This is a genomic window from Microcoleus sp. CAWBG27 (genome assembly GCF_020883145.1).
Taxonomy (GTDB): Bacteria; Cyanobacteriota; Cyanobacteriia; order Cyanobacteriales; family Microcoleaceae; genus Microcoleus.
The window spans coordinates 68566-87460 of the sequence record NZ_JAHREU010000011.1 but is presented as its reverse complement, the minus strand read 5'-3'; the positions used below and the strand labels follow the sequence as shown (position 1 = coordinate 87460).

Here is an 18895-nt window from a genome sequence, read left to right as displayed (position 1 = left end):
TCACTACGAACCAAATTTGGATGCGGACTAAAGTCCTCACTACGAACCAAATTTGGATGCGGACTAAAGTCCTCACTACGAACCAAATTTGGATGCGGACTAAAGTCCTCACTACGAACCAAATTTGATGTTTCTCCCAAAATTATCAATGAGATTGCTGTTTTTCCACACTTCCCAAATTCAACTTAGCACGCAACTCATCTTTAATCCGATTTAAAATAGAATCCTCATCCAAAGAAGCCAAAATCTTGCTCACCACAGCCTTCGGCCCCTCATCTCCCCAAGAAGCACCATTAGCCAAATAAGCCTTAGTAACTTGGCCGATTCCGTAGCAAGAAACCCCAGCAATTGCAGCTTGAGTCACAGCCACAGAAACATAAGGCCCCAAAGCCAAACCCCCCGTCGCCGGCGTCGCCAAACCCAACAATCCTTTCAAAGAACTTAAACCAAAATTCGCCAGCAATTCTCCCGCAGTAATTCCCCCCATACTAATCGCAATCTTTTGCAGCAATTCCACCGCGCCTGCTTCCGTCATCGCAATGCCGTAAACTTTAGAAAGTGTTAATATCATTACCACATCAATGACCGCACCGCTGAGCAGATCGATGACAGTAAGAGGATTCAGGGCGATCGCCACAGCTTTAGTCATTACCCCATTCCAGATAATCCGGTTAGCAGCATCATCGCGAATCTCCATTTTTCGCTGCACCAACTGCTCGTTAATATCCCCCGCACAGAGCATCGTATTCAGCGCCACCAAAGATTTACCTTCCCGGTCTAAAATCTCCAAAATTTTTAACTTTAAATCCTCAACTTGTGGCAAACTGCGCGTCATTTTTACTCCCATACTTCCATCGGGACGGCGCACCGCCTGCGCTGTCAAAGGAGAAGCCGCCGCCATCACAATTTCATCGGGAGATAGCAATTCTCTCACGCGATCGTCCCGGATTTTATGATAAATTGCCAGCCTATCTGCATCGGGATACTGGTCAATTTTATTAAACACTAATAACATCGGTTTTCCGGCTTCCCGCAACTGCGAAAGTGCTGCATATTCCACCTTCGTAATATCGCCAGCCACCACAAACAAAATCAAATCTGCTTGTTGCGCGACGCGGCGGGCTAAAAGTTCGCGAGTTTCGCCGTCAACTTCATCAATTCCCGGAGTATCGATTAATTCTACTTGCGACAAACGGTAAACAACTGGCGAAAGTCGAGCGGGTAAATCATCATCCTCAACACCATCTCCGACATCCCACTGGCCAATAGTTGTGGTGCGAGTCACCCCGTGAGTCGGGCCCGTTTCAAACACATTTTGACCCAAAAGCGCGTTCAAAACCGAAGATTTTCCCCTTCCTACCATCCCAAACACAGCGATTTGCACGCAAGCGCGCTCTAGCTTGTCAAGCATGGTTTCCAAGCCACCAATTTCCGGCTCCAGTCCAGTTCGCTCTTGTGCTGTCAAATCGAGATTTTCTACTATATCTCGCAGAGCATCTTTGGCGCGGCGCAGGTTGAGTTCTGCTTGAATGTCTGCGAAGCTTAATATTGTGTCGTCTAATTCGCGATCGACATTTGAAAAATCCGATACTTCAGTCATAAAAAATATTCGGTAAGTGGGAAACGAGCGAGTCTTTAGACCTGAGAGGAAAGCTCCAAGAGCGGTTTCAACCGCCTTGAATCCCCTTTCGGGGTTAGAGGGGTATGGTTGCCCCTCTGTGGAGATATGGTTGTCTCCGAATCCCTTTCGGGTAATGTTCGCTTTGCCAATGTTATAAGGGCTTGTTAGGCTAGCAGCACTGTTTCAGTGACTTTAAAACTGTTTAACCACTAGCGACAGAGCGGAAAACTAGCGTCGCATTCTCCGGTGTCGTGACCCAAATAACGTAGTCAGTTAAGACTTAGGCTGGTCAGTATAGCTTGCAATTTCTTACAAGCTCAGTCTCTTTAGATCTGAGTTACTGACTGTTACCTGATGTTATAGCTTTGCTTAAAGTTTCTACCGATATGATGCTATTCTAGCTTTTTCTGTGGGCTTTGTACATTGGGGACGGGATAATGCTCGCGACTGTCAAATTAAATCTGACGAGCTTTGTATCTCTCGTTTATAGCCGAGTCTCGATCCCCCTAAATCCCCCTTAAGAAGGGGGACTTTGAATGTTTCCGGTTCCCCCCGATCTAAGGGGGAGTAGGGGGCAAGAATGCGGGGGGATCGGGCCTCGGCGGCAAACAGAATTCTCTGAATAAGTTTGACCTTAACTTGACACCAATGAGCAATGCTGTGTCGCTACAAATGTCAGGTAAAATCCATTTAATTTACAACAATGATTAACCCGATAAAAATTGCCAGTTATCCATTTCCCTTACGTGTAATAATTTTCCTATTAATCTTGGCAGCAGTCTGGCTACCGCTAGCCGCACCAATTTATCTCTTAGTTAAAGATAGCAACCTAGCAACCATTCTGACAATGGGATTGTTGTTTACCGAGTTTTTGTTTCTACTTCCGCGCTGGGGAAAACAGGTTTACGGACAAACGCAATTGCTCAAAAGTTACGGTTTAGTGAATACGCGACAAAATGGTTTTGAGCTTTTGACTGGATTGGCGATCGGCATTTCGATTACTTTCACCCTATTTTTGGTGCAAGGACTGTTTGGCTTTGTCGCATGGCAAAATTCTCATAATTTGCCGAGAATCATCGCAGAAGGGCTATTAAGCGCCCTGGGAGTGGGTTTTGCGGAGGAGTTGGTATTCCGGGGTTGGTTGTTCGACGAGTTGCAGCGGGATTACAGTTATCCGATGTCTGTGCGGGCGAACAGTCTGGTGTTTGCCCTATCTCATTTTATCAAATCCGTGGAGGGAATGCTGCGGACTTGGCCTCAGTTTCCGGGGCTGTTGTTGCTGGGTTTGATACTGGTTTTGGCAAAGCGAAGCCGTCAAAATCGATTGGGTTTGTCGATCGGGCTTCATGCAGGTTTAGTCTGGGGATACTATATAATTAACGTCGGAGAGTTAGTGCGATATTCTGGTTCTGTCCCGGATTGGGTGACTGGAATTAACGGCAATCCGTTGGCTGGTGCGATCGGGCTATTGTTTTTGAGCGTGTTGGCTGTGGGAATGCGACAGATGTCGGAACAGTCCAAAGGTGTGTAATATATCGATCGGGTGCGTCGCTATCAGATTGTTGGGATTAAGTTAGGAATTTTTTATGGCGACACACCCTACAACTACTTAGGCTTATGTCTCAGAATTTTCAGATAATTAGCATCTCTGGTGAAATCATGGGCGGAACACCTGTTTTTATTGGCACTAGGGTTCCTGTCCAAACACTTTTTGACTATTTAGAAGCTGGAGAATCAATTGATGATTTTTTAGATGGATTTCCCACTGTAACTAGGGAGCAAGTAATTGCTCTGTTGGAAGTTCTTAGAAAACAATTGATTGCGATGGTGGCGGGAAAAAAGCAAAAAAGCAAAAGAGTAAAGGGCTAAGAATTTCAAGTTGCAGCACACGCAACCCGAAAACCGTCGAAATTGCCGTGGAAATCTGGCGTATAGACGCCGCGAAAAGCAGAACGGCACTCGCCCGAAATGCCACTCCAAAAACCCCCGCGCAACAGCCGCTTTTTACCCTGTCCACCACTTTCCCAAGCACTACCATCAGTCGGCGCACCATCATAATTATCGTGCCAAATATCTTGACACCATTCCCAGACATTCCCGTGCATATCGTACAGTCCAAAACTATTAGGTGGAAAACTACCCACAGCAGTTGTTTTTTGACGGTAGATTCCTTTGGGTGCGCGAGCGTAAGGAGAATTCCCATTATAATTAACTAAATCCGGGGTAATAGTATCTCCAAAATAAAAAGGTGTCGTCGTTCCCGCACGACAAGCATATTCCCATTGGGCCTCACTAGGCAATTTGTAATTGCGTCCAGTAAGTTGAGATAACCTCGCACAAAACTCTGTAGCATCATGCCAGGATACTTGCTCGACAGGCAAATTAGCGCCTTTAAAATAAGAAGGATAAACCTTGAGGTCAATTTTGACTTTCGGTAAATTTGCCACAGCACGCCATTGAAGCTGAGTCACCTGATATCTGCCCATAAAAAAAGGGGCGATATTAACAGTACGCTGCGGCTCTTCATCGTTACTTCTTCCTGCTTCCAAATTTGGGGAACCCATGACAAAACTACCCTCAGGAATTGCCACCATTTCTAAAATAATAGCAGGGGCAAGCGTTTCGGAAAATACCTGTACTTGACATTGAGTGCGCTTGACAATTCGCCCCCTTGAATTCACTGTCACAGTTTCAAATTCAACTGTTTTTAGGGGAGTTGATGATACTTTTTTCGGTATTTTTTCTGGTGGCGCTGCCAATTCTGCCCCCACACAATCCGCACGCGAAGCTTTTAAAAGATCTATTCTTGTCGGATTAGTTGAAATTAAAGTAGCAGCATCAGGTGGGAATAAAGCTGGTAACGGTGCAGGCTGCGACAAAGATAAAATTGCTTGTAATGCTTCCCCTGCATTTTGATAGCGCTGACTGAAATGGTCGCGCACCATTTTATCTAAAATATTAGCTAAATAATTGCTAACACTAGCTCGCTCGCGCCAAATAATCTCTCCTGTATTCAGATCTTCTGGTAATTTAAAAGGAGGTTGGCCGGTCAATGCTTGAATCCCAATCATCCCTACTGCATGAATATCACTGGCAAGTTTAGGTCTGCGGTTCGCTTGTTCGCTTGGCATATAACCAGAAGAACCAATTGCAATAGTTGAGCTACTTTGCCCATCAACATTAACAACTATTGTGCTAACTTGCTTAACAGCACCAAAGTCAATCAGGACAATTTTACCATCGTGGCGGCGCATTATATTAGCAGGTTTAATATCGCGATGAATTACATTTTGCTGGTGAACGACAGCTAAAATTTCTAAAATATCGCACAATAATGTAATAGTATAAGATTCGCTGAATTTTTTACCCGGAGTCAGTTCTTTCGTCAGGTCTTGTCCTGCGATAAAATCTTGCACCAAATAAAATTCCCCATGTTCCTCAAAGTGGGCCCAAAGCCTCGGGATTTGGTCGTGCAGCTTACCCAGCTTGTACAGGGTTTCGGCTTCACTGTCGAACAAGCGTTTGGCAATTGGTAGAATGTCGGGATTGGAGTCTTTTGGTTTAAAATGTTTGACAACGCACTGAGGATGTCCGGGCAAGTCTAAATCTTTGGCTAGGTAAGTGTCGCCAAAAGCGCCTTGTCCCAAGAATTTGATAATTTGATAATGATTGCGGAGGGTACGACCTAGCATAGTTTTCAGGAAATGCAGTGGAAGTTAGGATATATTGTCGCACAAAAAGTAATGAGATGCTTAAACTCAGAATCGTTTCCACAATTATACTGCTAGTTAGTGCCAGTTGTTCATTTCCCGCACAGGCGCAAAATCCTGCACAAACAAAGCAAAATAATTCTTTAGTTCAAGTCCAGCCAACCCGCGAACAAATCCTCAATGCTTGCGTACAGAATCGCGCGGAAACTCTGCCAAATCCTTTTACCGATGTGCCGCGCAATCACTGGGCTTACAAAGCAGTTTTGACGATGTATTATTGCGGTGCTTACCGAGAAGCAACTGCGCCTGCTTTAATTCAAGAATTGCTGGAATCAACACAAACAAATTGACTATTCCGCATTTCATCAGGGGCCCGAAACCTGGTTTTTTAGGCACAGTCCAGGACGCAATTCTCATATTAAATCAAGGTATGTTGTTGCGCTTCAGCGCTCTTTCATAATATAAAGAGCGCTGAAGCGCAACAACATACCTAAAATATTAGAAAAAGCAGGTTTCTGACTCAATGCGTTTCAAGGCCAAAGAAACCGAGTTTTTGATAGTTTTAGGGTGTTGCACTGCTGTCTTTCGTAAAAAACCCGGTTTCTGACTATTAAAACTGAGCCCGAACCGTAAACGAATAATCGCCCCCTGGTTCAAGCTGATAATCCCATTTTTCTAGAAAACGGTGCAGCGGTTCCTGAATCAATGCCCTACCCTGAGAGGGTTCAAGAATTAGTGTTTTTTCTTCCCGAAAACGCCATTGAAAGTGCCACTCAAAACTGCCGGCAGTCACTTCACCTTCAATCGTGCCTTTTAGCCAAGATTGACCCGTAACTCGGACATGGGCTGTAGTTTCAGGCAAACGTCTCGAACTCACCTTTTTGTTTCCGCGTTTGTTTCTATAATGGTACGATTGTTGTAGAGACTCATGCTTTTTTCTACTCCTTGCTGTAGACTTAGCTCGATCGCCTCTACAACCAATTTCAGCATCTTCTCTACTAACTGACTTTCCTCTGAGGAAAATTTTCCTAATACGAAGGAAATCGTATCTTTATCATTTTTAGCAGGATCGCTTTGAGGTTTGCCAATCCCAATCCGCAATCGGGGAAATTTGTCTGTCCCCAAATGAGAAATTGTGGATTTCATGCCGTTGTGCCCGCCCGCTGAACCGGCTAGCCGCATTCTCATTTTCCCGATCGGCAAATCCATATCGTCGTACACTACTAACACCGCAGGCGCAGGTATTTTGTACCAATCCGCCGCCGCCCGAATCGATTGGCCCGACAGATTCATGTACGTCAGGGGTTTCAGCAACCGAATTTTCTGTCCCCGCGGCCGATTTCCCTCGCCGAAGATGCCTTGAAATTTGCGATTTTCCGACAGCGAAATCTGCCAAGCTTGAGCCAAAGCATCCACTGCATTAAAGCCGATATTGTGTCGCGTGCGATCGTACTTTGGTTCTGGATTCCCCAAACCTACAATTAGCTGGGGAATCACCAACTCCGCTGGAGTTTCCGACTTCTGAGTGTTGTTCATCTAACTGTCTGTGCTATCTTCCTTAGCAGCCGCGAGTTTTTCTGGTGCCGGCTTTTTGGTTGCTACTGCTTCTTCCAACTGCTTGGCTTCCCGCGTAAATTCCGACTCAAAATCCCGCGAAGCATCCTGAAAACCCCGCAGCGCTTTGCCGAAACTACGACCAATTTCTGGTAACTTTTTCGGGCCGAATACCAACAGGGCGATAGTGAAAATTACTGCCATTTCCGGCAAGCCAATGCCAAAAATATTCATTTTGTTTCTCCTGCAATTTGTTTAATTAGTTAGAATTTAATTCCGACGCACTAACGGGAAAGGGCAAGGGGAAATGGGAAAACTTAGCTTTTACCCTTTCTCCTCTACCCTCAGCTTTTACTGTTAGTCTTAAATTTCGCTGCTCAAAGTTTAGCGGCCGAGACTCGACCAATCAACGTCCACATTCTCTAGAATCAGAGAAGAGTTGTAGATTTGCAAAATAATCAACAAGAACACGAAAAACAGTCCAATGAAAACGCTCATCAATAGGGTGGTTCCCCAACCGGGGGCTACCTTGCCGTATTCTGAGTTAAGGGGTTTGAGTCTGTCTCCCAACCAAGTCCGTTGTGCCATAAGTCACCTGCAATGAATCTCTACAGAAAAGTTTGACATATTTCCACCGCTAATTGCGATCGCAATTTCTCAGATCCCCCACTCGGACACTCTCCCCCTCTCCCTGTCCCACTCAGAGGCTGCCATACCGTACCGCGCCTCAAATTACTAGACTTTTAGACGAATTGTTATTTTTTGTAATATTATAGAGGGGATAACTCATAATCGCTCCTCAATATGGAACCAGCAGCAGTTCTCGGCATTTCTCTCGGTATGTGTCTGGTGGCAATCACCGGTTTCTCGATCTACACGGCTTTCGGCCCTCCTGCTAAGGAATTGAGAGATCCTTTTGAAGAACACGAAGATTAAAGATGAAGGAAGAAGGAAGAGGGAAGAGGGAAGAAGGAAGAGGGAAGAGGGAAGAAGGAAGAAGGGAAGAAGGAAGAAGGAAGAAGGAAGAAGGAAGAAGGAAGAAGGAAGATTTTTCCAATTCTCCCCCTCTCCCCCTCTCCCACTCTCCCCCTCTCCCAATTCTCCCCCTCTCCCCCTCTCCCAATTCTCCCCCTCTCCCCTTCCCCACAGCGATCGAACTTCTGTGTTGCCCGAACCACCGTCTCCTGCTGCTCAATGCTATATTCTTTAAAATACGCTAAATCGATATTTGAGAAATCTATCTTCCGGTTAAAGTAAAAATTATCAAGTTTCAGGGAAAAGCAGCATGGGCAATAGCTTTGGGCATCTATTTCGGATATCGACATTTGGGGAATCTCACGGCGGCGGTGTGGGAGTGGTAATTGACGGTTGCCCGCCTCTGGTGTCGATCGACCCATCGGAAATTCAAGCGGAACTCGATCGACGCCGCCCCGGCCAAAGCAAAATTACCACGCCCCGCAAAGAAGCAGATACCTGCGAAATTCTGTCGGGTGTGTTTGAAGGCAAAACTCTGGGAACGCCGATCGCCATTTTAGTCCGCAATCAAGACACTCGCCCCCAAGATTACGGCGAAATGGCCACAACTTACCGTCCTTCCCACGCTGATGCTACCTACGATGCTAAGTACGGAATTCGCAACTGGCAAGGCGGAGGTCGATCGTCGGCGAGAGAAACAATTGGTAGAGTAGCAGCAGGGGCGATTGCCAAAAAAATTCTCCAACAAGCAGCAGGCGTAGAAATAGTCGGCTACGTCAAACGCATCAAAGACTTAGAATGCGTCGCCGACCCGGACACTGTTACCTTAGAACAAGTAGAAAGCAACATCGTTCGCTGTCCCGATGCCGAATGCGCCATCAAAATGATTGAACTGATCGAAAAAGTTCGCGACAGTGGAGATTCGATCGGCGGCGTAGTCGAATGCGTCGCCCGCAACGTACCCAAAGGCCTGGGAATGCCAGTATTCGACAAACTCGAAGCCGATTTGGCCAAAGCGATTATGTCATTACCCGCCAGCAAAGGCTTTGAAATTGGTTCGGGCTTTGCGGGGACTCTGCTTTTGGGCAGCGAACATAATGATGAATACTATACTGATGAACAAGGAGAAATTCGTACAGTCACGAATCGCTCCGGTGGAATTCAGGGTGGCATTGCTAACGGTGAAAATATCATTCTGCGCGCGGCTTTCAAGCCAACTGCAACAATTCGCCAGCAACAGCGCACAGTCACCCGAGAGGGGGAAGCAACGCTGCTGGCGGCAAAAGGAAGGCACGACCCTTGCGTTTTACCAAGAGCTGTGCCAATGGTGGAAGCAATGGTAGCTTTAGTGTTGTGCGACCATCTGCTGCGCCATCACGGACAATGTGGAACCTTAAAGTCTGAATTTTAAAATGGAAATCAGCTTGTCCTCTGTAGTGGCAAATCCCGTTGATTGCCCTCAACCCTCCGAAGCAATAAAAGGTATAGATGATTTTGTAGTACAGTTCTGGGGCGTGCGGGGCAGTGTTCCGACACCCGGATCGGAAACTGTTCGCTACGGTGGCAATACTTCTTGTTTGGAAATGCGAGTCGGTGGAAAACGCTTGATTTTTGACGGCGGAACTGGCTTGCGGATGCTGGGAGACCAGTTGCTGCAAGAAATGCCCGTGCAAGCTTATATGTTTTTTACTCACTATCACTGGGATCACATTCAAGGGTTCCCGATGTTCGCCCCAGCTTTCATTCGCGGCAATAGCTTTGATATTTATGGGGCAATTCCCCCCGATGGAGATTGCCTGAAACGGCACTTCGTCGAACGGGTTTTGCACTCCAATTCGCCGGTACCGCTGATGGGTTTGCCGGCAGATCTGACTTTTCACGAGATCGATCACAACCAGACGATGATGCTGGACGATATTGAGATTAGAACTGGTTCTCTGAATCACCCGAATACTGCTATGGGATATCGGGTGACTTGGCAGGGACGTTCTGTTGTTTACTGTTCGGATACAGAACATTTTCCCGATCGGCTAGATGAAAATGTGTACAATTTAGCCCTCGATGCTGACGTGCTGATCTACGATGCGATGTACACCGACGAGGAATATCACAACCCCAAGTCTCCGAAGGTGGGTTGGGGACACTCGACTTGGCAGGAAGCGGTGAGAATGGCTAAGGAGGCACGGGTGAAACGGGTGGTGATTTTTCACCACGATCCGGCTCATACTGACGATTTTCTCGATCGCATCGCCGAAGACGTGCAAATCGCTTTTCCCAAGGCTGTTATGGCCCGCGAGGGTCTTATTTTGCCGATCGGCTTCTGAAAATTCGTCGGTACGGTCGATCGTACCTTTGTCAAATCATCGTGATGATGATGATGATGTGGAGTAGGTCTCGCGGCCTGCTCCACAACTTTTTTATGTGTAGCAAACAGTCTTGGTACGTGGTATAATTCTGACTTGGTAACTTTTTAGGAAGAATATTTAACGTTTTTTTCATTGTTTGAGTAGCAAAGAAATGGAATAAATCGGAGTTTCCGGTTTACCCCAGGGATAAAAACCCTGCTACGCCAGAATAAGATCCTTGAGATCTACGCTACCTGAGGTCAAAACCCCAATAGGATTCGCTAGTTCTAAGCGGTTTGGCAAATAGAACATTGCCTAGTTTCTGAGGGTGAAACACTATTGCCAGTGACAAGTCTCAGGAGCATTTTCAAAGCAAACATCACCCGAAAGGCGAAGCAGAAATGCAACCAACCAAACAACAGAACTGGGTATTTCAAATCAACGGAGACAAGCAACCGTTAGATATGATTCACCCCGGCAGGTGCCGAGAATTACAAAATCGTGGGAAGCTTGCCAGTTTTCGCAGATTTCCTTATGTCGTAATCCAGCAAAAAAATATCGAAAGTCTCCAAACAAAGGAATACATCCTCAAAATTGACCCAGGTAGTCAGTGGACGGGGTTTGCCATTCAATGTGGTAATGATATCTTGTTTCGAGCAGAACTAAATCACCGAGGAGAATCAATCAAGTTAGATTTAGTTAAACGGGCAGGGTTTAGACGTGGAAGACGTTCGCGCAATTTACGCTATCGTAAGAAACGCTTTAATCGTGCCAAGCCAGAGGGTTGGTTAGCTCCATCAATTCGACACAGAGTGCTAACAGTTGAAACTTGGATTAAACGCTTTATGCGGTATTGTCCAATTGCCTGCATCGAAATTGAACAAGTTCGATTCGATCTGCAAAAATTACCTAATCCAGAAATAGATGGAGTTGAATACCAGCAAGGTGAGTTACAAGGATACGAAGTGCGTGAATACTTGTTGCAAAAGTGGGGTAGAAAATGCGCTTACTGTGGCACAGAAAACGTATCGCTAGAAGTTGAGCATATTCAACCTAAGTCGAAAGGAGGGAGCAACCGCATTGGAAATCTAACTCTAGCTTGTCATGCCTGTAACATCAAGAAAGGTAACTTGGACGTTCGCGATTTCTTGGCAAAATCGCCTGACATTTTGCAGCAAGTTTTAGAGAATGCCACGAAACCGTTAAAAGATGCGGCTGCGGTCAATTCAACCAGATCCGCAATTGTGAAAATGGCTAAATCTATTTGCGAGAACGTGAAATGCTACTGTGGTGCAAGAACGAAAATGAACCGATCGCGTCAAGGTCTTGAAAAAACTCACAGCCTTGATGCCGCTTGTGTTGGCGAGTCGGGGGCAAGCATTCGAGTTCTCACCGATCGACCTCTATTGATTACCTGCAAAGGTCATGGCAGCCGCCAATCCATTCGAGTTAATGCTTCTGGATTTCCGGCAGTGAAAAACGCTAAAACTGTTTTTACTCACATTGCAGCAGGTGATGTAGTCAGGTTTACTATCGGCAAAGACCGGAAAAAAGCCAAAGCTGGAACTTATACGGCAAGAGTCAAGACACCGACTCCAAAAGGGTTTGAGGTTTTGATCGATGGCGCAAGAATAACTCTCTCAACCATGAGCAATGTAGTTTTCATACATAGGAGTGACGGCTATGGCTATGAGCTTTAATTTGCTCCCGTTGACTCGGAATTACTCCAATAAAACGATTTCTAGCGATCGGACAGGAAAAAGTATCTAGTGCAAGCAAGGTCTCAGAATTTTGCGAAGTGCCGTGACAGAACTAACGTCGCCCCTAAACCAAAGTAAAAATTTATTGCGACGTTCTCTTATATGCGATCGAGTAACGACGCATCTGCCCGATCGCTTCCGCAAAACGCACAGCAAGAAGTAAAATAACTGGAGGATTGCCACAGGCGAAAAGGTCAAGGTTTTGAGTGCCAACAAACACGGCAAAGCTCGTGAGAGCAGACTCTCGCGATGAGCTGCTGGTGGCAGCAAACTTCCCAAATCCCGATCGCCCAGTAATTTTCTGAGAATTCCTAAAGATAAGACTGAGGTTAGATTTACGAAAAAACACACCATTGCGATGCTTTTTTCCGAACATGAATATTGGCAACTCTGAAAAGCCAATTTGAGAGCTTTTCGGTACAATCTGAGGAATTTTTCAGCAGTCAATTTCACTCACAAGAAAGAGACTATCGCTCTTTGGTTTGGGACTAGCTGCAAGCAAAGTGAAAGTTATGATTTGACTATCAAAATGGGAAATTTACGTTTTAGATCTTCAGCAAATCAGTACAGATGGATTGCCTTAGGCAGTTTCGCTGTAATTATGGGTATTTCAGGGGCCCTTGCCTACCGCCTAGCTCCGCCGCCCGGATTCATGGCCCAAGGCACTCTCACTTCTAACAATCCGCCGGTTAAATTTTCGAGCACCGGCACGACAATTCTCAAGCAGGGAGAACAACTAACTCCAGATGTTCTGCTGGCAGATAATGTTGTCAAAGCAGTGGCAGATGCAGTTAAACTGTCGCCACAGCAAGTTCGACAAAATGCTAGCGTCCAGATTTCTAAGCCGGAACAACCGCTAGAGATTGCTGTTGGGTATCGATCGCTCGATCAGCAGCAAGCAATCAAAACAGCGGATATGTTGATGAAGGGCATGGTTGAAAAAAGCCGGCTGATTAACAGATATCGCTGGCAATCAGTCAATCAGACGCTCAACCAACGCTTGGCACAAGTCACTCAAGACCTGAAACAAGCTCAGCAAAAACTCGACCAATACGAAAGAGAGCGCGCTCGCCTGTTGCAGCAAATGAAGCTTCAGCAAGACGTTTACAACAAAACTCAGCTTGCGATGGCGGATACGCAAGCCTCGGAAAAAGAAATGGTGAGCAGTTTGGCCGCCGCTACAGCGCCACAAATTGTGGCGACGCCCACGAGCGATCCAACTGTGCCTCTGATTGTGGGAGTTGGCCTGCTGTTAGCGATTTTGGTAAGTCGCGGTTTGATTCCTTCAGTGGCGGATTGGAGGAACAAAGCAGCTTTTCAGCGAGAAGAGAGCGAAAGGCTCCAAAGTGCTTTGTACCGACTGATCAAGGAAGGCAGCGGCGAAATCACTCTGGTACGGTTTGCGATGGAGACGCGGCTGTCGCCGGATGTCGCCCAGCGTTTTTTGAACCAACAAGCTGAAGTCTTTAATGCCAACTGTGAAATTAAAGACGACGGCAGCATTTTGTATCATTTCCACATTTAAAGGGCTGCGGGCGCGAGCCCTCCACAGAAGAGTTTAGCCGATCGAGCAGTGGCTCGATCGGCTTGCTTTTTTGGGGCGAGCAGATGTTGCAGGAACAACGCTTCTACCATTTTTTTAAAGTTATGACAGACTTTAGCAAACAGGGAAAGTGTATAAATTACAATGTCTTGTCATCCTCGAACTCTATCGGATCTTTAGAAAAATGGTATTATAAAACTTCATTCAGTTTGTAAGCAGGGATAAGCGATTGTGGTATCCTGTAATCAGGATGTTAAAAATAAAACTATCAAACTACGCTAAAACAATAATAAGTTACACAACCGCATGGGGAGGCGTCCAAGCCCTCTGGCATTTGCCACATCCGGCATGACAGACAGAAAGTGGTTTAATTATAGTTGACTACTCCCCACAATCGCCGAGCCCAAAGAAGGAGGTTCAGAATGCAGCTAACAGAACGTCACATCATCAAATCTACCGAACACCGTTTTGCTCAGATTGACGAACTAGCTTTCAAATCGAAGAATCTTTATAATGCTGCCAATTATGCGATCCGTCAAAGCTTTGTGTATGGATGGGGCTACATCAATTACAACGAAATGAATCGCCTCATGAAATCTCACGAAGCTTACAAAGCAATGCCCGCCAAAGTAAGCCAGCAAATCTTGATGTTGCTAGATAAAAACTGGAAATCATTTTTTGAAGCTCTCAAAGCTTACAAAAAAGATACCTCTAAATTTACGGGTCGTCCAAAACTACCTAAGTACAAAGATAAAGTAAAAGGTCGAAACATCCTCGTTTATACAAAGCAAGCGATTAGTAGCAGACAGTTGAAAAGTGGAATTATTAAACTTTCGGGTACTGAGATCTCAATCAAAACCAAAGTAAATCCCGAACAAATCTGTCAAGTTAGATTGGTTCCCAAATGCGATGCTTATGTAATTGAGGTAATTTACGATGAACCGGAGTCCACCGCTAGAATTAACAACTTCGTAGCTAGTATTGATTTGGGACTGGACAATTTAGTGGCGCTAACATCAAATCAACCGGGATTTATCCCTCTTTTGGTTAACGGGCGACCACTCAAATCGATTAACCAGTTCTACAACAAACGTAAAGCCCAATTGCAGTCTCAATTAAAAGGAAATAGCCAGACATCATCACGTCTTGGACGCTTGACCCGGTGTCGCCACCAAAAAGTAGATAATTACTTGCATCACACCAGCCGATTAATCGTCGATATTTTGACGGCGCATCAAATTGGGACGCTAGTAATTGGCAAAAATGCACAGTGGAAAACCAGAATTGACCTGTCCAAACGCACTAATCAAAACTTTGTCAATATTCCTCACGCTAGACTAATTGAGATGTTGGAATACAAAACTCGATTGGTGGGAATTAAAGTGATAGTTCAAGAAGAGTCTTACACCTCTAAGTCGAGCTTTTTGAACCTAGATCCAATTCCTGTTTACGGACATATTGATGCGTCGAATGTCATATTTAGTGGCAGGCGAATCAAAAGAGGATTGTACAGAACATCAATCGGTCAATTAATTAACTCTGATGTTAACGGTTCTTACAATATCCTCAGAAAAGCAATCCCAAATGCCTTTAGCAATGGGATAGAGAGCTGCGTAGTTGGGCCGAGGCGGGTCAATCCGCTCAAAGTAAAAGCGAAGGGGGAGGGACTCGAAGCCTCTCATGTCTATAAATGACTATACTTTTACCAGCTATTCAGTTAGATGACAATACGGTTTGCTTAAGATTGTCCTTCGAGAGGAACGAAGCAATCTCCGTATCTATTTTTCAGAGGATTTTACCTCCAGGGCGCTATACCAGTAAACGGTATTGAGTTAGATGACAATAGGGTTCAGGGCCTTAACTGAACTCATTGAGCGATACGATCAAAGGGAATATCAATAACAACGAGGGTTTCAGCTTGTTTTTGCCAGCGGTAGGTCTTAGCTGAACCTGATGGCGTTGTATGAGAAAAGGGAAAACCAACACTAGCAAGGCTTTCGGCAATTAACAACTCCAGATCGGCTGGCATTTGTGTTGATTTGGTAAACTTTTTTGATTTTGTGTTCAGCTCACTTAAATATCTATATAATAAAAAATAAGTAAATGTACGGTTGATTTTACCTAAGTTCCCGGATAAAGGACTACTCGATCGTTAAATATTGTTGAGAGGGTTAACAACCTCAGTAGAAATACTGTAATCTCAAGCAATAACTTGTTGAGGGACGTTAGATAGTTTCACATAAGAGACTCGATCTAGCAAGAGCCAAGAATCAAACTCCCAGCCTGAAAGCGTGTGTTTTTACCTTCCACTTTTGCAATGACCTGTTGAGGCTAGACTTATGATGTTTGGAATAATTTGTTCTTCTTGCGTAGTATACTTTTTGCTAATGTCGATCGCCAATTACGGTGACACAGGAATGTAAATTATTGAAGGCACTCAGGCACTCTCGACAGAAGGCAGCAGACAAAAAAACAGTTTGACAACTTCGGTGAAGTCTCAGGATCTGACTTGTGTGTCGTGAATTTGCTAGGAATAAAAATAGATGGATGAGGGAGTCGTTAAGTACCGCTGCCAATGGCAAGAGGCAGATCCTTTAGCTGCCGAGAACATAGCAGATTTAATGGACTGGCGCGATCGACTCCACTCTTGGGGACTAATAGGCGTCTACGAAAATAGTATTGGTTTTGGTAACATCAGTATCAGAATTGGCAATTCTTGCCAGTTCATTATTTCAGGCACCCAGACGGCACACTTGCCAAATCTGGGGCCTGAATTTTATTGTACTGTTACCGAATTTAACTTAGAACAAAATTTCCTCGGCTGTCGCGGCCCCGTACCAGCTTCGTCGGAGTCGCTAACTCACGCTGCACTGTACCTTCGCAGAGATGATGTGCGTGCGATAATTCACGTTCACAATCCTCAACTGTGGCAGCAACTGCTGTTTAAAATTCCTACTACTAGAAAAGAGATACCCTACGGTACTCCTCAAATGGCGCTAGAAATGTTTAGACTTTTTGAGGAGGAGAATTTGGCCGATCGCAAAATTCTGGCCATGGCCGGTCACGAGGACGGAATTATCTGTTTTGGCAGTACCTTGGATGAAGCTGGGAAAGTGCTCTCGGGGGCGATCGGTTAGACTTGAGAATTCGCACTCTTGCCAGAAAAAGCTAAGAAACCAGGTTTCTTGACAAAAAACCGACGATTTTAGGTAATTTCAGTTCAGAAAAAGAATGCAACTATCAGCTCGCGCTCCAAACCCTTACCCAATCAGTAATTCCCAATCTAAAATATAAAATTGACTGACGTTGGTGCCGATCGGGGTTAAACTGGGCTTGGCCGTTGATTTGTGACCGATCGCTCTAGCGACTGCGGGTTCAAAACTTTTCAAGTACCTCTTGCCTCTGAGGTAAGGTAAAGATATTTTAAAGAAATATATAATATCGTAAAAACTGAGGGTCATTGTGAATCAGACTAAACTTGTAAGCTCAAAAGAACTGCAATCAGAGGTATCTCGTCTGACCGAAGAGCTGCAAATGCGCGACCAATTGGTGCAGCAGTTATCTCAAGAACTTTTCAGACTGGTCAAGGGAAATTCCAGTTTTGTGCCGGCGCCGGAAGTTTCCGATCGCCACCAAGCTCAAATGCAGGCGATGCGAGAACAATTGCAAGCCGTGGAAGAGCAAGTTGGTTTTTATCAAGAACAAATCGCCGAGCGCGATGCTGAGGTTTACCAACTGCGACAGTCGGTGCAAGAATTGACCGATCGCTCTAGAATGCTCGAACAGGTGGTTCAGGAATTGCCGGGAGTTTACCGCCAGAAGTTTGCCGAGCGGATCGAGCCGATTAAGGAAAAGTTGCAGCAACTACAAAAGGAAAACAACCAGTTGCACACTGAGTTACAGAGCGTGACTTACCGTCTGGCGGTACGCAACCGCAAGGCTAAGGGCCTGGATCTGCCCAGCGTCGATCCTGAGGACGATCGCGGTATTCAAATGCCGAGCTTTGGCAATGCCTAAAGTTGTGATTGTAACAGGCTACGAACAAGGCTCGGCCGATCGCCTCAAGGCTGCGATCGCTCAATCCGATCCTTTAACTGAAGTCGAGATATGTGCGGTTTCTGAACTCAATTCTGGCGCGATCGCTCTTTCGGGGGCGATCGTTTGCCCTTTGACGCTCGATGTTCCGCCCAACCTGGTTTTTCCGGGTCAAAATCTGTTTCGATTTGCTGCTAATGTGTCGGCTGCGCGCGATCGAGTCGCCGAGGAATTGCAAGTGCCCGTCGGCGATGGCAATTTTTGGCTGCCGGTGGTGTTGACGGCAAAGGGGCCGCTGTATGCTGAGGCGATCGCTGGGGAATTTGACAAGTTGTCGGGCGAGTTGACTTACTCTCAACCGCTGCATTTGTCTGATGTTTGGCGGCAGCAGTTGTACGAGTTGGCTTACCGTTTGCTCGTGGATCTTTTAAATGCGCCGCCGGCGACTTATTTGATGCAGTTCGGGTTCGTTGGAGACAGGATTTGTTTCGATCGACTTTTGCCTTTTCCGGCGGCACCTGCGATCGCTTCTGTCGGCGTTCAAGTACCGGATTTATTGGTTTGTCATTGGTATTGCTTGACAAATAAGCCTATTTACGACCTACAAATTACTTCTTAATGTTTGTAGTGAGGACTTTAGTCCTCTCTTGACTAATAAATTACGACCTACAAATTACTTCTTAATGTTTGTAGTGAGGACTTTAGTCCTCTCTTGACTAATAAATAAGGACTAAAGTCCTTACTACGAACATAATTATGGGCAATTAACCGGATATCGCTTGATTTTTATTAAGCAACTAAAGCGGGAGTTTCTGTTGAGATAATTTGCTCGAAACTGTCAAAAATTTCAAAGAGTTGGTCGAGTTGAGTAATTTCAAAAATGAGCCTGACTGTGGATGAGAGGTTGCAGATGACGAGGCGACATCCCCGGTGGCGGGCGGCGTTGAGTCCGCCGACTAGGGCGCACAAGCCGGAACTGTCGATAAAATCTACGTAGGCCATGTCTATTACCCAGAGTTGAGGGCGATCGGGCAAAATCTCGGCTAACTGTTGCTGGATGAGGTTGCCTGCTTGGGAGTCGAGGCAGTTGTGAGGTTGCAGGATGATGTGTTCGTTGAAGTTGGAAAATTCCATAGCAGTTATCCTACGATTGTAAAGTATGAATAAGTGAATTCACTTGCTGAAACGTCTCAACAGCATCAGCGGATTTTAGCTAAGGTTTGTAGGATGCGCGATCGGGACTGCTGTGAAAGCACAGGCGATCGCCGGGAGTGATAAATTTAGTAGGATGCCTTGATGGCAATGGGCGGAACGCAACCGCAACTATTCTCATATTTATCTATAATGCGTTG

General features: G+C 45.6%; 23 protein-coding genes. 13 read left to right on the top strand and 10 right to left on the bottom strand.

Going from position 1 to position 18895, the window contains the following annotated elements; all coding sequences use genetic code 11:
• Window positions 1-145: 145 nt before the first annotated feature.
• Complete coding sequence (locus QZ938_RS09150) at window positions 146-1600, bottom strand: GTP-binding protein (RefSeq protein WP_293348899.1); 1455 nt, start codon at window positions 1598-1600, stop codon at window positions 146-148.
• Between the two features lie 724 nt (window positions 1601-2324).
• On the opposite strand from QZ938_RS09150, the gene QZ938_RS09145 reads away from it, so the two are divergent.
• Together QZ938_RS09145 and QZ938_RS09140 are read left to right on the top strand one after the other, a co-directional pair.
• A complete protein-coding gene (locus QZ938_RS09145; RefSeq protein ID WP_293151106.1) occupies window positions 2325-3152 on the top strand; it encodes a type II CAAX endopeptidase family protein in 828 nt (275 codons plus the stop codon).
• Between the two features lie 86 nt (window positions 3153-3238).
• Window positions 3239-3490, top strand: a complete 252-nt coding sequence (locus QZ938_RS09140) for a DUF433 domain-containing protein (protein ID WP_293151104.1) — start codon at window positions 3239-3241, stop codon at window positions 3488-3490.
• 5 nt (window positions 3491-3495) lie between these two features.
• Here the strand turns inward: QZ938_RS09140 and QZ938_RS09135 are convergent, their stop codons facing one another.
• Entirely contained in the window at window positions 3496-5313 is a 1818-nt protein-coding gene (locus QZ938_RS09135) for a bifunctional serine/threonine-protein kinase/formylglycine-generating enzyme family protein (RefSeq protein WP_293151101.1), read from the bottom strand.
• A gap of 56 nt (window positions 5314-5369) precedes the next feature.
• Here QZ938_RS09135 and QZ938_RS09130 point away from each other — a divergent pair, with 56 nt between their 5' ends.
• Window positions 5370-5681 carry an S-layer protein gene (locus QZ938_RS09130; RefSeq protein ID WP_293151098.1) on the top strand — a complete coding sequence of 104 codons (312 nt, stop codon included), beginning with the start codon at window positions 5370-5372 and terminating at the stop codon, window positions 5679-5681.
• Window positions 5682-5941: 260 nt separating this feature from the next.
• On the opposite strand, the gene QZ938_RS09125 is transcribed toward QZ938_RS09130, so the two are convergent.
• The 4 genes from QZ938_RS09125 to psbH form a co-directional block, all read right to left on the bottom strand.
• Window positions 5942-6208 carry a DUF3146 family protein gene (locus QZ938_RS09125; protein ID WP_265234869.1) on the bottom strand — a complete coding sequence of 89 codons (267 nt, stop codon included), beginning with the start codon at window positions 6206-6208 and terminating at the stop codon, window positions 5942-5944.
• Window positions 6205-6867 carry an aminoacyl-tRNA hydrolase gene (pth, locus tag QZ938_RS09120; protein WP_293348896.1) on the bottom strand — a complete coding sequence of 221 codons (663 nt, stop codon included), beginning with the start codon at window positions 6865-6867 and terminating at the stop codon, window positions 6205-6207. Before pth ends, QZ938_RS09125 begins: the two co-directional genes overlap by 4 nt.
• Window positions 6868-7119 carry a TatA/E family twin arginine-targeting protein translocase gene (locus tag QZ938_RS09115; protein ID WP_293348893.1) on the bottom strand — a complete coding sequence of 84 codons (252 nt, stop codon included), beginning with the start codon at window positions 7117-7119 and terminating at the stop codon, window positions 6868-6870. It lies immediately after the preceding gene.
• A gap of 150 nt (window positions 7120-7269) precedes the next feature.
• Window positions 7270-7473 (bottom strand): photosystem II reaction center protein PsbH, encoded by a 204-nt coding sequence (gene psbH, locus QZ938_RS09110; protein WP_293127124.1) that lies wholly within the window; start codon window positions 7471-7473, stop codon window positions 7270-7272.
• Between the two features lie 216 nt (window positions 7474-7689).
• Here psbH and psbN point away from each other — a divergent pair, with 216 nt between their 5' ends.
• The 5 genes from psbN to iscB all read left to right on the top strand — a co-directional run bounded on the left by psbN (window position 7690) and on the right by iscB (window position 11905).
• Window positions 7690-7821 carry a photosystem II reaction center protein PsbN gene (psbN, locus tag QZ938_RS09105; protein ID WP_193971847.1) on the top strand — a complete coding sequence of 44 codons (132 nt, stop codon included), beginning with the start codon at window positions 7690-7692 and terminating at the stop codon, window positions 7819-7821.
• A gap of 2 nt (window positions 7822-7823) precedes the next feature.
• Window positions 7824-8105: a hypothetical protein gene (locus QZ938_RS09100; RefSeq protein ID WP_293365454.1), complete on the top strand. Its 282-nt coding sequence runs from the start codon at window positions 7824-7826 to the stop codon at window positions 8103-8105.
• 65 nt (window positions 8106-8170) lie between these two features.
• Window positions 8171-9271: a chorismate synthase gene (aroC, locus tag QZ938_RS09095; protein WP_293151084.1), complete on the top strand. Its 1101-nt coding sequence runs from the start codon at window positions 8171-8173 to the stop codon at window positions 9269-9271.
• A 1-nt stretch (window position 9272) separates the two neighbouring features.
• The gene (locus tag QZ938_RS09090; protein WP_293151081.1) at window positions 9273-10184 is read left to right on the top strand and encodes an MBL fold metallo-hydrolase; all 912 of its coding nucleotides are present in this window, start codon (window positions 9273-9275) and stop codon (window positions 10182-10184) included.
• Window positions 10185-10606: 422 nt separating this feature from the next.
• Window positions 10607-11905: an RNA-guided endonuclease IscB gene (gene iscB, locus QZ938_RS09085; RefSeq protein ID WP_293348887.1), complete on the top strand. Its 1299-nt coding sequence runs from the start codon at window positions 10607-10609 to the stop codon at window positions 11903-11905.
• Window positions 11906-11971: 66 nt separating this feature from the next.
• On the opposite strand, the gene QZ938_RS09080 is transcribed toward iscB, so the two are convergent.
• Complete coding sequence (locus tag QZ938_RS09080) at window positions 11972-12319, bottom strand: hypothetical protein (protein ID WP_293348884.1); 348 nt, start codon at window positions 12317-12319, stop codon at window positions 11972-11974.
• A 247-nt stretch (window positions 12320-12566) separates the two neighbouring features.
• Between QZ938_RS09080 and QZ938_RS09075 the strand changes: the two genes are divergently transcribed.
• Both QZ938_RS09075 and QZ938_RS09070 read left to right on the top strand, forming a co-directional pair.
• Window positions 12567-13490, top strand: a complete 924-nt coding sequence (locus QZ938_RS09075) for a hypothetical protein (protein WP_293151072.1) — start codon at window positions 12567-12569, stop codon at window positions 13488-13490.
• A gap of 440 nt (window positions 13491-13930) precedes the next feature.
• Window positions 13931-15202 carry a transposase gene (locus QZ938_RS09070; RefSeq protein ID WP_293348881.1) on the top strand — a complete coding sequence of 424 codons (1272 nt, stop codon included), beginning with the start codon at window positions 13931-13933 and terminating at the stop codon, window positions 15200-15202.
• Between the two features lie 173 nt (window positions 15203-15375).
• On the opposite strand, the gene QZ938_RS09065 is transcribed toward QZ938_RS09070, so the two are convergent.
• Complete coding sequence (locus QZ938_RS09065) at window positions 15376-15537, bottom strand: hypothetical protein (RefSeq protein ID WP_293151066.1); 162 nt, start codon at window positions 15535-15537, stop codon at window positions 15376-15378.
• A gap of 514 nt (window positions 15538-16051) precedes the next feature.
• Between QZ938_RS09065 and QZ938_RS09060 the strand changes: the two genes are divergently transcribed.
• The gene (locus QZ938_RS09060) at window positions 16052-16645 is read left to right on the top strand and encodes a class II aldolase/adducin family protein (RefSeq protein ID WP_293348878.1); all 594 of its coding nucleotides are present in this window, start codon (window positions 16052-16054) and stop codon (window positions 16643-16645) included.
• Window positions 16646-16768: 123 nt separating this feature from the next.
• Here QZ938_RS09060 and QZ938_RS09055 read toward each other — a convergent pair whose 3' ends face one another.
• On the bottom strand, window positions 16769-16897 hold the full coding sequence (locus QZ938_RS09055) for a hypothetical protein (protein ID WP_293365452.1): 129 nt from the start codon (window positions 16895-16897) through the stop codon (window positions 16769-16771).
• Between the two features lie 73 nt (window positions 16898-16970).
• On the opposite strand from QZ938_RS09055, the gene QZ938_RS09050 reads away from it, so the two are divergent.
• Both QZ938_RS09050 and QZ938_RS09045 read left to right on the top strand, forming a co-directional pair.
• Window positions 16971-17525 (top strand): Npun_F5560 family protein, encoded by a 555-nt coding sequence (locus QZ938_RS09050; protein WP_293151059.1) that lies wholly within the window; start codon window positions 16971-16973, stop codon window positions 17523-17525.
• Window positions 17518-18162 (top strand): hypothetical protein, encoded by a 645-nt coding sequence (locus QZ938_RS09045; protein ID WP_293348872.1) that lies wholly within the window; start codon window positions 17518-17520, stop codon window positions 18160-18162. The genes QZ938_RS09050 and QZ938_RS09045 overlap by 8 nt, the downstream gene beginning before the upstream one ends.
• Before the next feature lie 170 nt (window positions 18163-18332).
• Here the strand turns inward: QZ938_RS09045 and QZ938_RS09040 are convergent, their stop codons facing one another.
• The gene (locus tag QZ938_RS09040) at window positions 18333-18677 is read right to left on the bottom strand and encodes an STAS domain-containing protein (protein ID WP_293151057.1); all 345 of its coding nucleotides are present in this window, start codon (window positions 18675-18677) and stop codon (window positions 18333-18335) included.
• Between the last annotated feature and the right edge of the window lie 218 nt (window positions 18678-18895).

Coding starts and splice junctions, on each gene's coding strand:
- QZ938_RS09150 (WP_293348899.1), bottom strand. CDS start 1,600: ATGACTGAAGTATCGGATTTTTCAAATGTCGATCGCGAATTAGACGAC.
- QZ938_RS09145 (WP_293151106.1), top strand. CDS start 2,325: ATGATTAACCCGATAAAAATTGCCAGTTATCCATTTCCCTTACGTGTA.
- QZ938_RS09140 (WP_293151104.1), top strand. CDS start 3,239: ATGTCTCAGAATTTTCAGATAATTAGCATCTCTGGTGAAATCATGGGC.
- QZ938_RS09135 (WP_293151101.1), bottom strand. CDS start 5,313: ATGCTAGGTCGTACCCTCCGCAATCATTATCAAATTATCAAATTCTTG.
- QZ938_RS09130 (WP_293151098.1), top strand. CDS start 5,370: ATGCTTAAACTCAGAATCGTTTCCACAATTATACTGCTAGTTAGTGCC.
- pth (WP_293348896.1), bottom strand. CDS start 6,867: ATGAACAACACTCAGAAGTCGGAAACTCCAGCGGAGTTGGTGATTCCC.
- QZ938_RS09115 (WP_293348893.1), bottom strand. CDS start 7,119: ATGAATATTTTTGGCATTGGCTTGCCGGAAATGGCAGTAATTTTCACT.
- psbH (WP_293127124.1), bottom strand. CDS start 7,473: ATGGCACAACGGACTTGGTTGGGAGACAGACTCAAACCCCTTAACTCA.
- psbN (WP_193971847.1), top strand. CDS start 7,690: ATGGAACCAGCAGCAGTTCTCGGCATTTCTCTCGGTATGTGTCTGGTG.
- QZ938_RS09100 (WP_293365454.1), top strand. CDS start 7,824: ATGAAGGAAGAAGGAAGAGGGAAGAGGGAAGAAGGAAGAGGGAAGAGG.
- aroC (WP_293151084.1), top strand. CDS start 8,171: ATGGGCAATAGCTTTGGGCATCTATTTCGGATATCGACATTTGGGGAA.
- QZ938_RS09090 (WP_293151081.1), top strand. CDS start 9,273: ATGGAAATCAGCTTGTCCTCTGTAGTGGCAAATCCCGTTGATTGCCCT.
- iscB (WP_293348887.1), top strand. CDS start 10,607: ATGCAACCAACCAAACAACAGAACTGGGTATTTCAAATCAACGGAGAC.
- QZ938_RS09080 (WP_293348884.1), bottom strand. CDS start 12,319: ATGGTGTGTTTTTTCGTAAATCTAACCTCAGTCTTATCTTTAGGAATT.
- QZ938_RS09075 (WP_293151072.1), top strand. CDS start 12,567: ATGGGTATTTCAGGGGCCCTTGCCTACCGCCTAGCTCCGCCGCCCGGA.
- QZ938_RS09070 (WP_293348881.1), top strand. CDS start 13,931: ATGCAGCTAACAGAACGTCACATCATCAAATCTACCGAACACCGTTTT.
- QZ938_RS09065 (WP_293151066.1), bottom strand. CDS start 15,537: ATGCCAGCCGATCTGGAGTTGTTAATTGCCGAAAGCCTTGCTAGTGTT.
- QZ938_RS09060 (WP_293348878.1), top strand. CDS start 16,052: ATGGATGAGGGAGTCGTTAAGTACCGCTGCCAATGGCAAGAGGCAGAT.
- QZ938_RS09045 (WP_293348872.1), top strand. CDS start 17,518: ATGCCTAAAGTTGTGATTGTAACAGGCTACGAACAAGGCTCGGCCGAT.
- QZ938_RS09040 (WP_293151057.1), bottom strand. CDS start 18,677: ATGGAATTTTCCAACTTCAACGAACACATCATCCTGCAACCTCACAAC.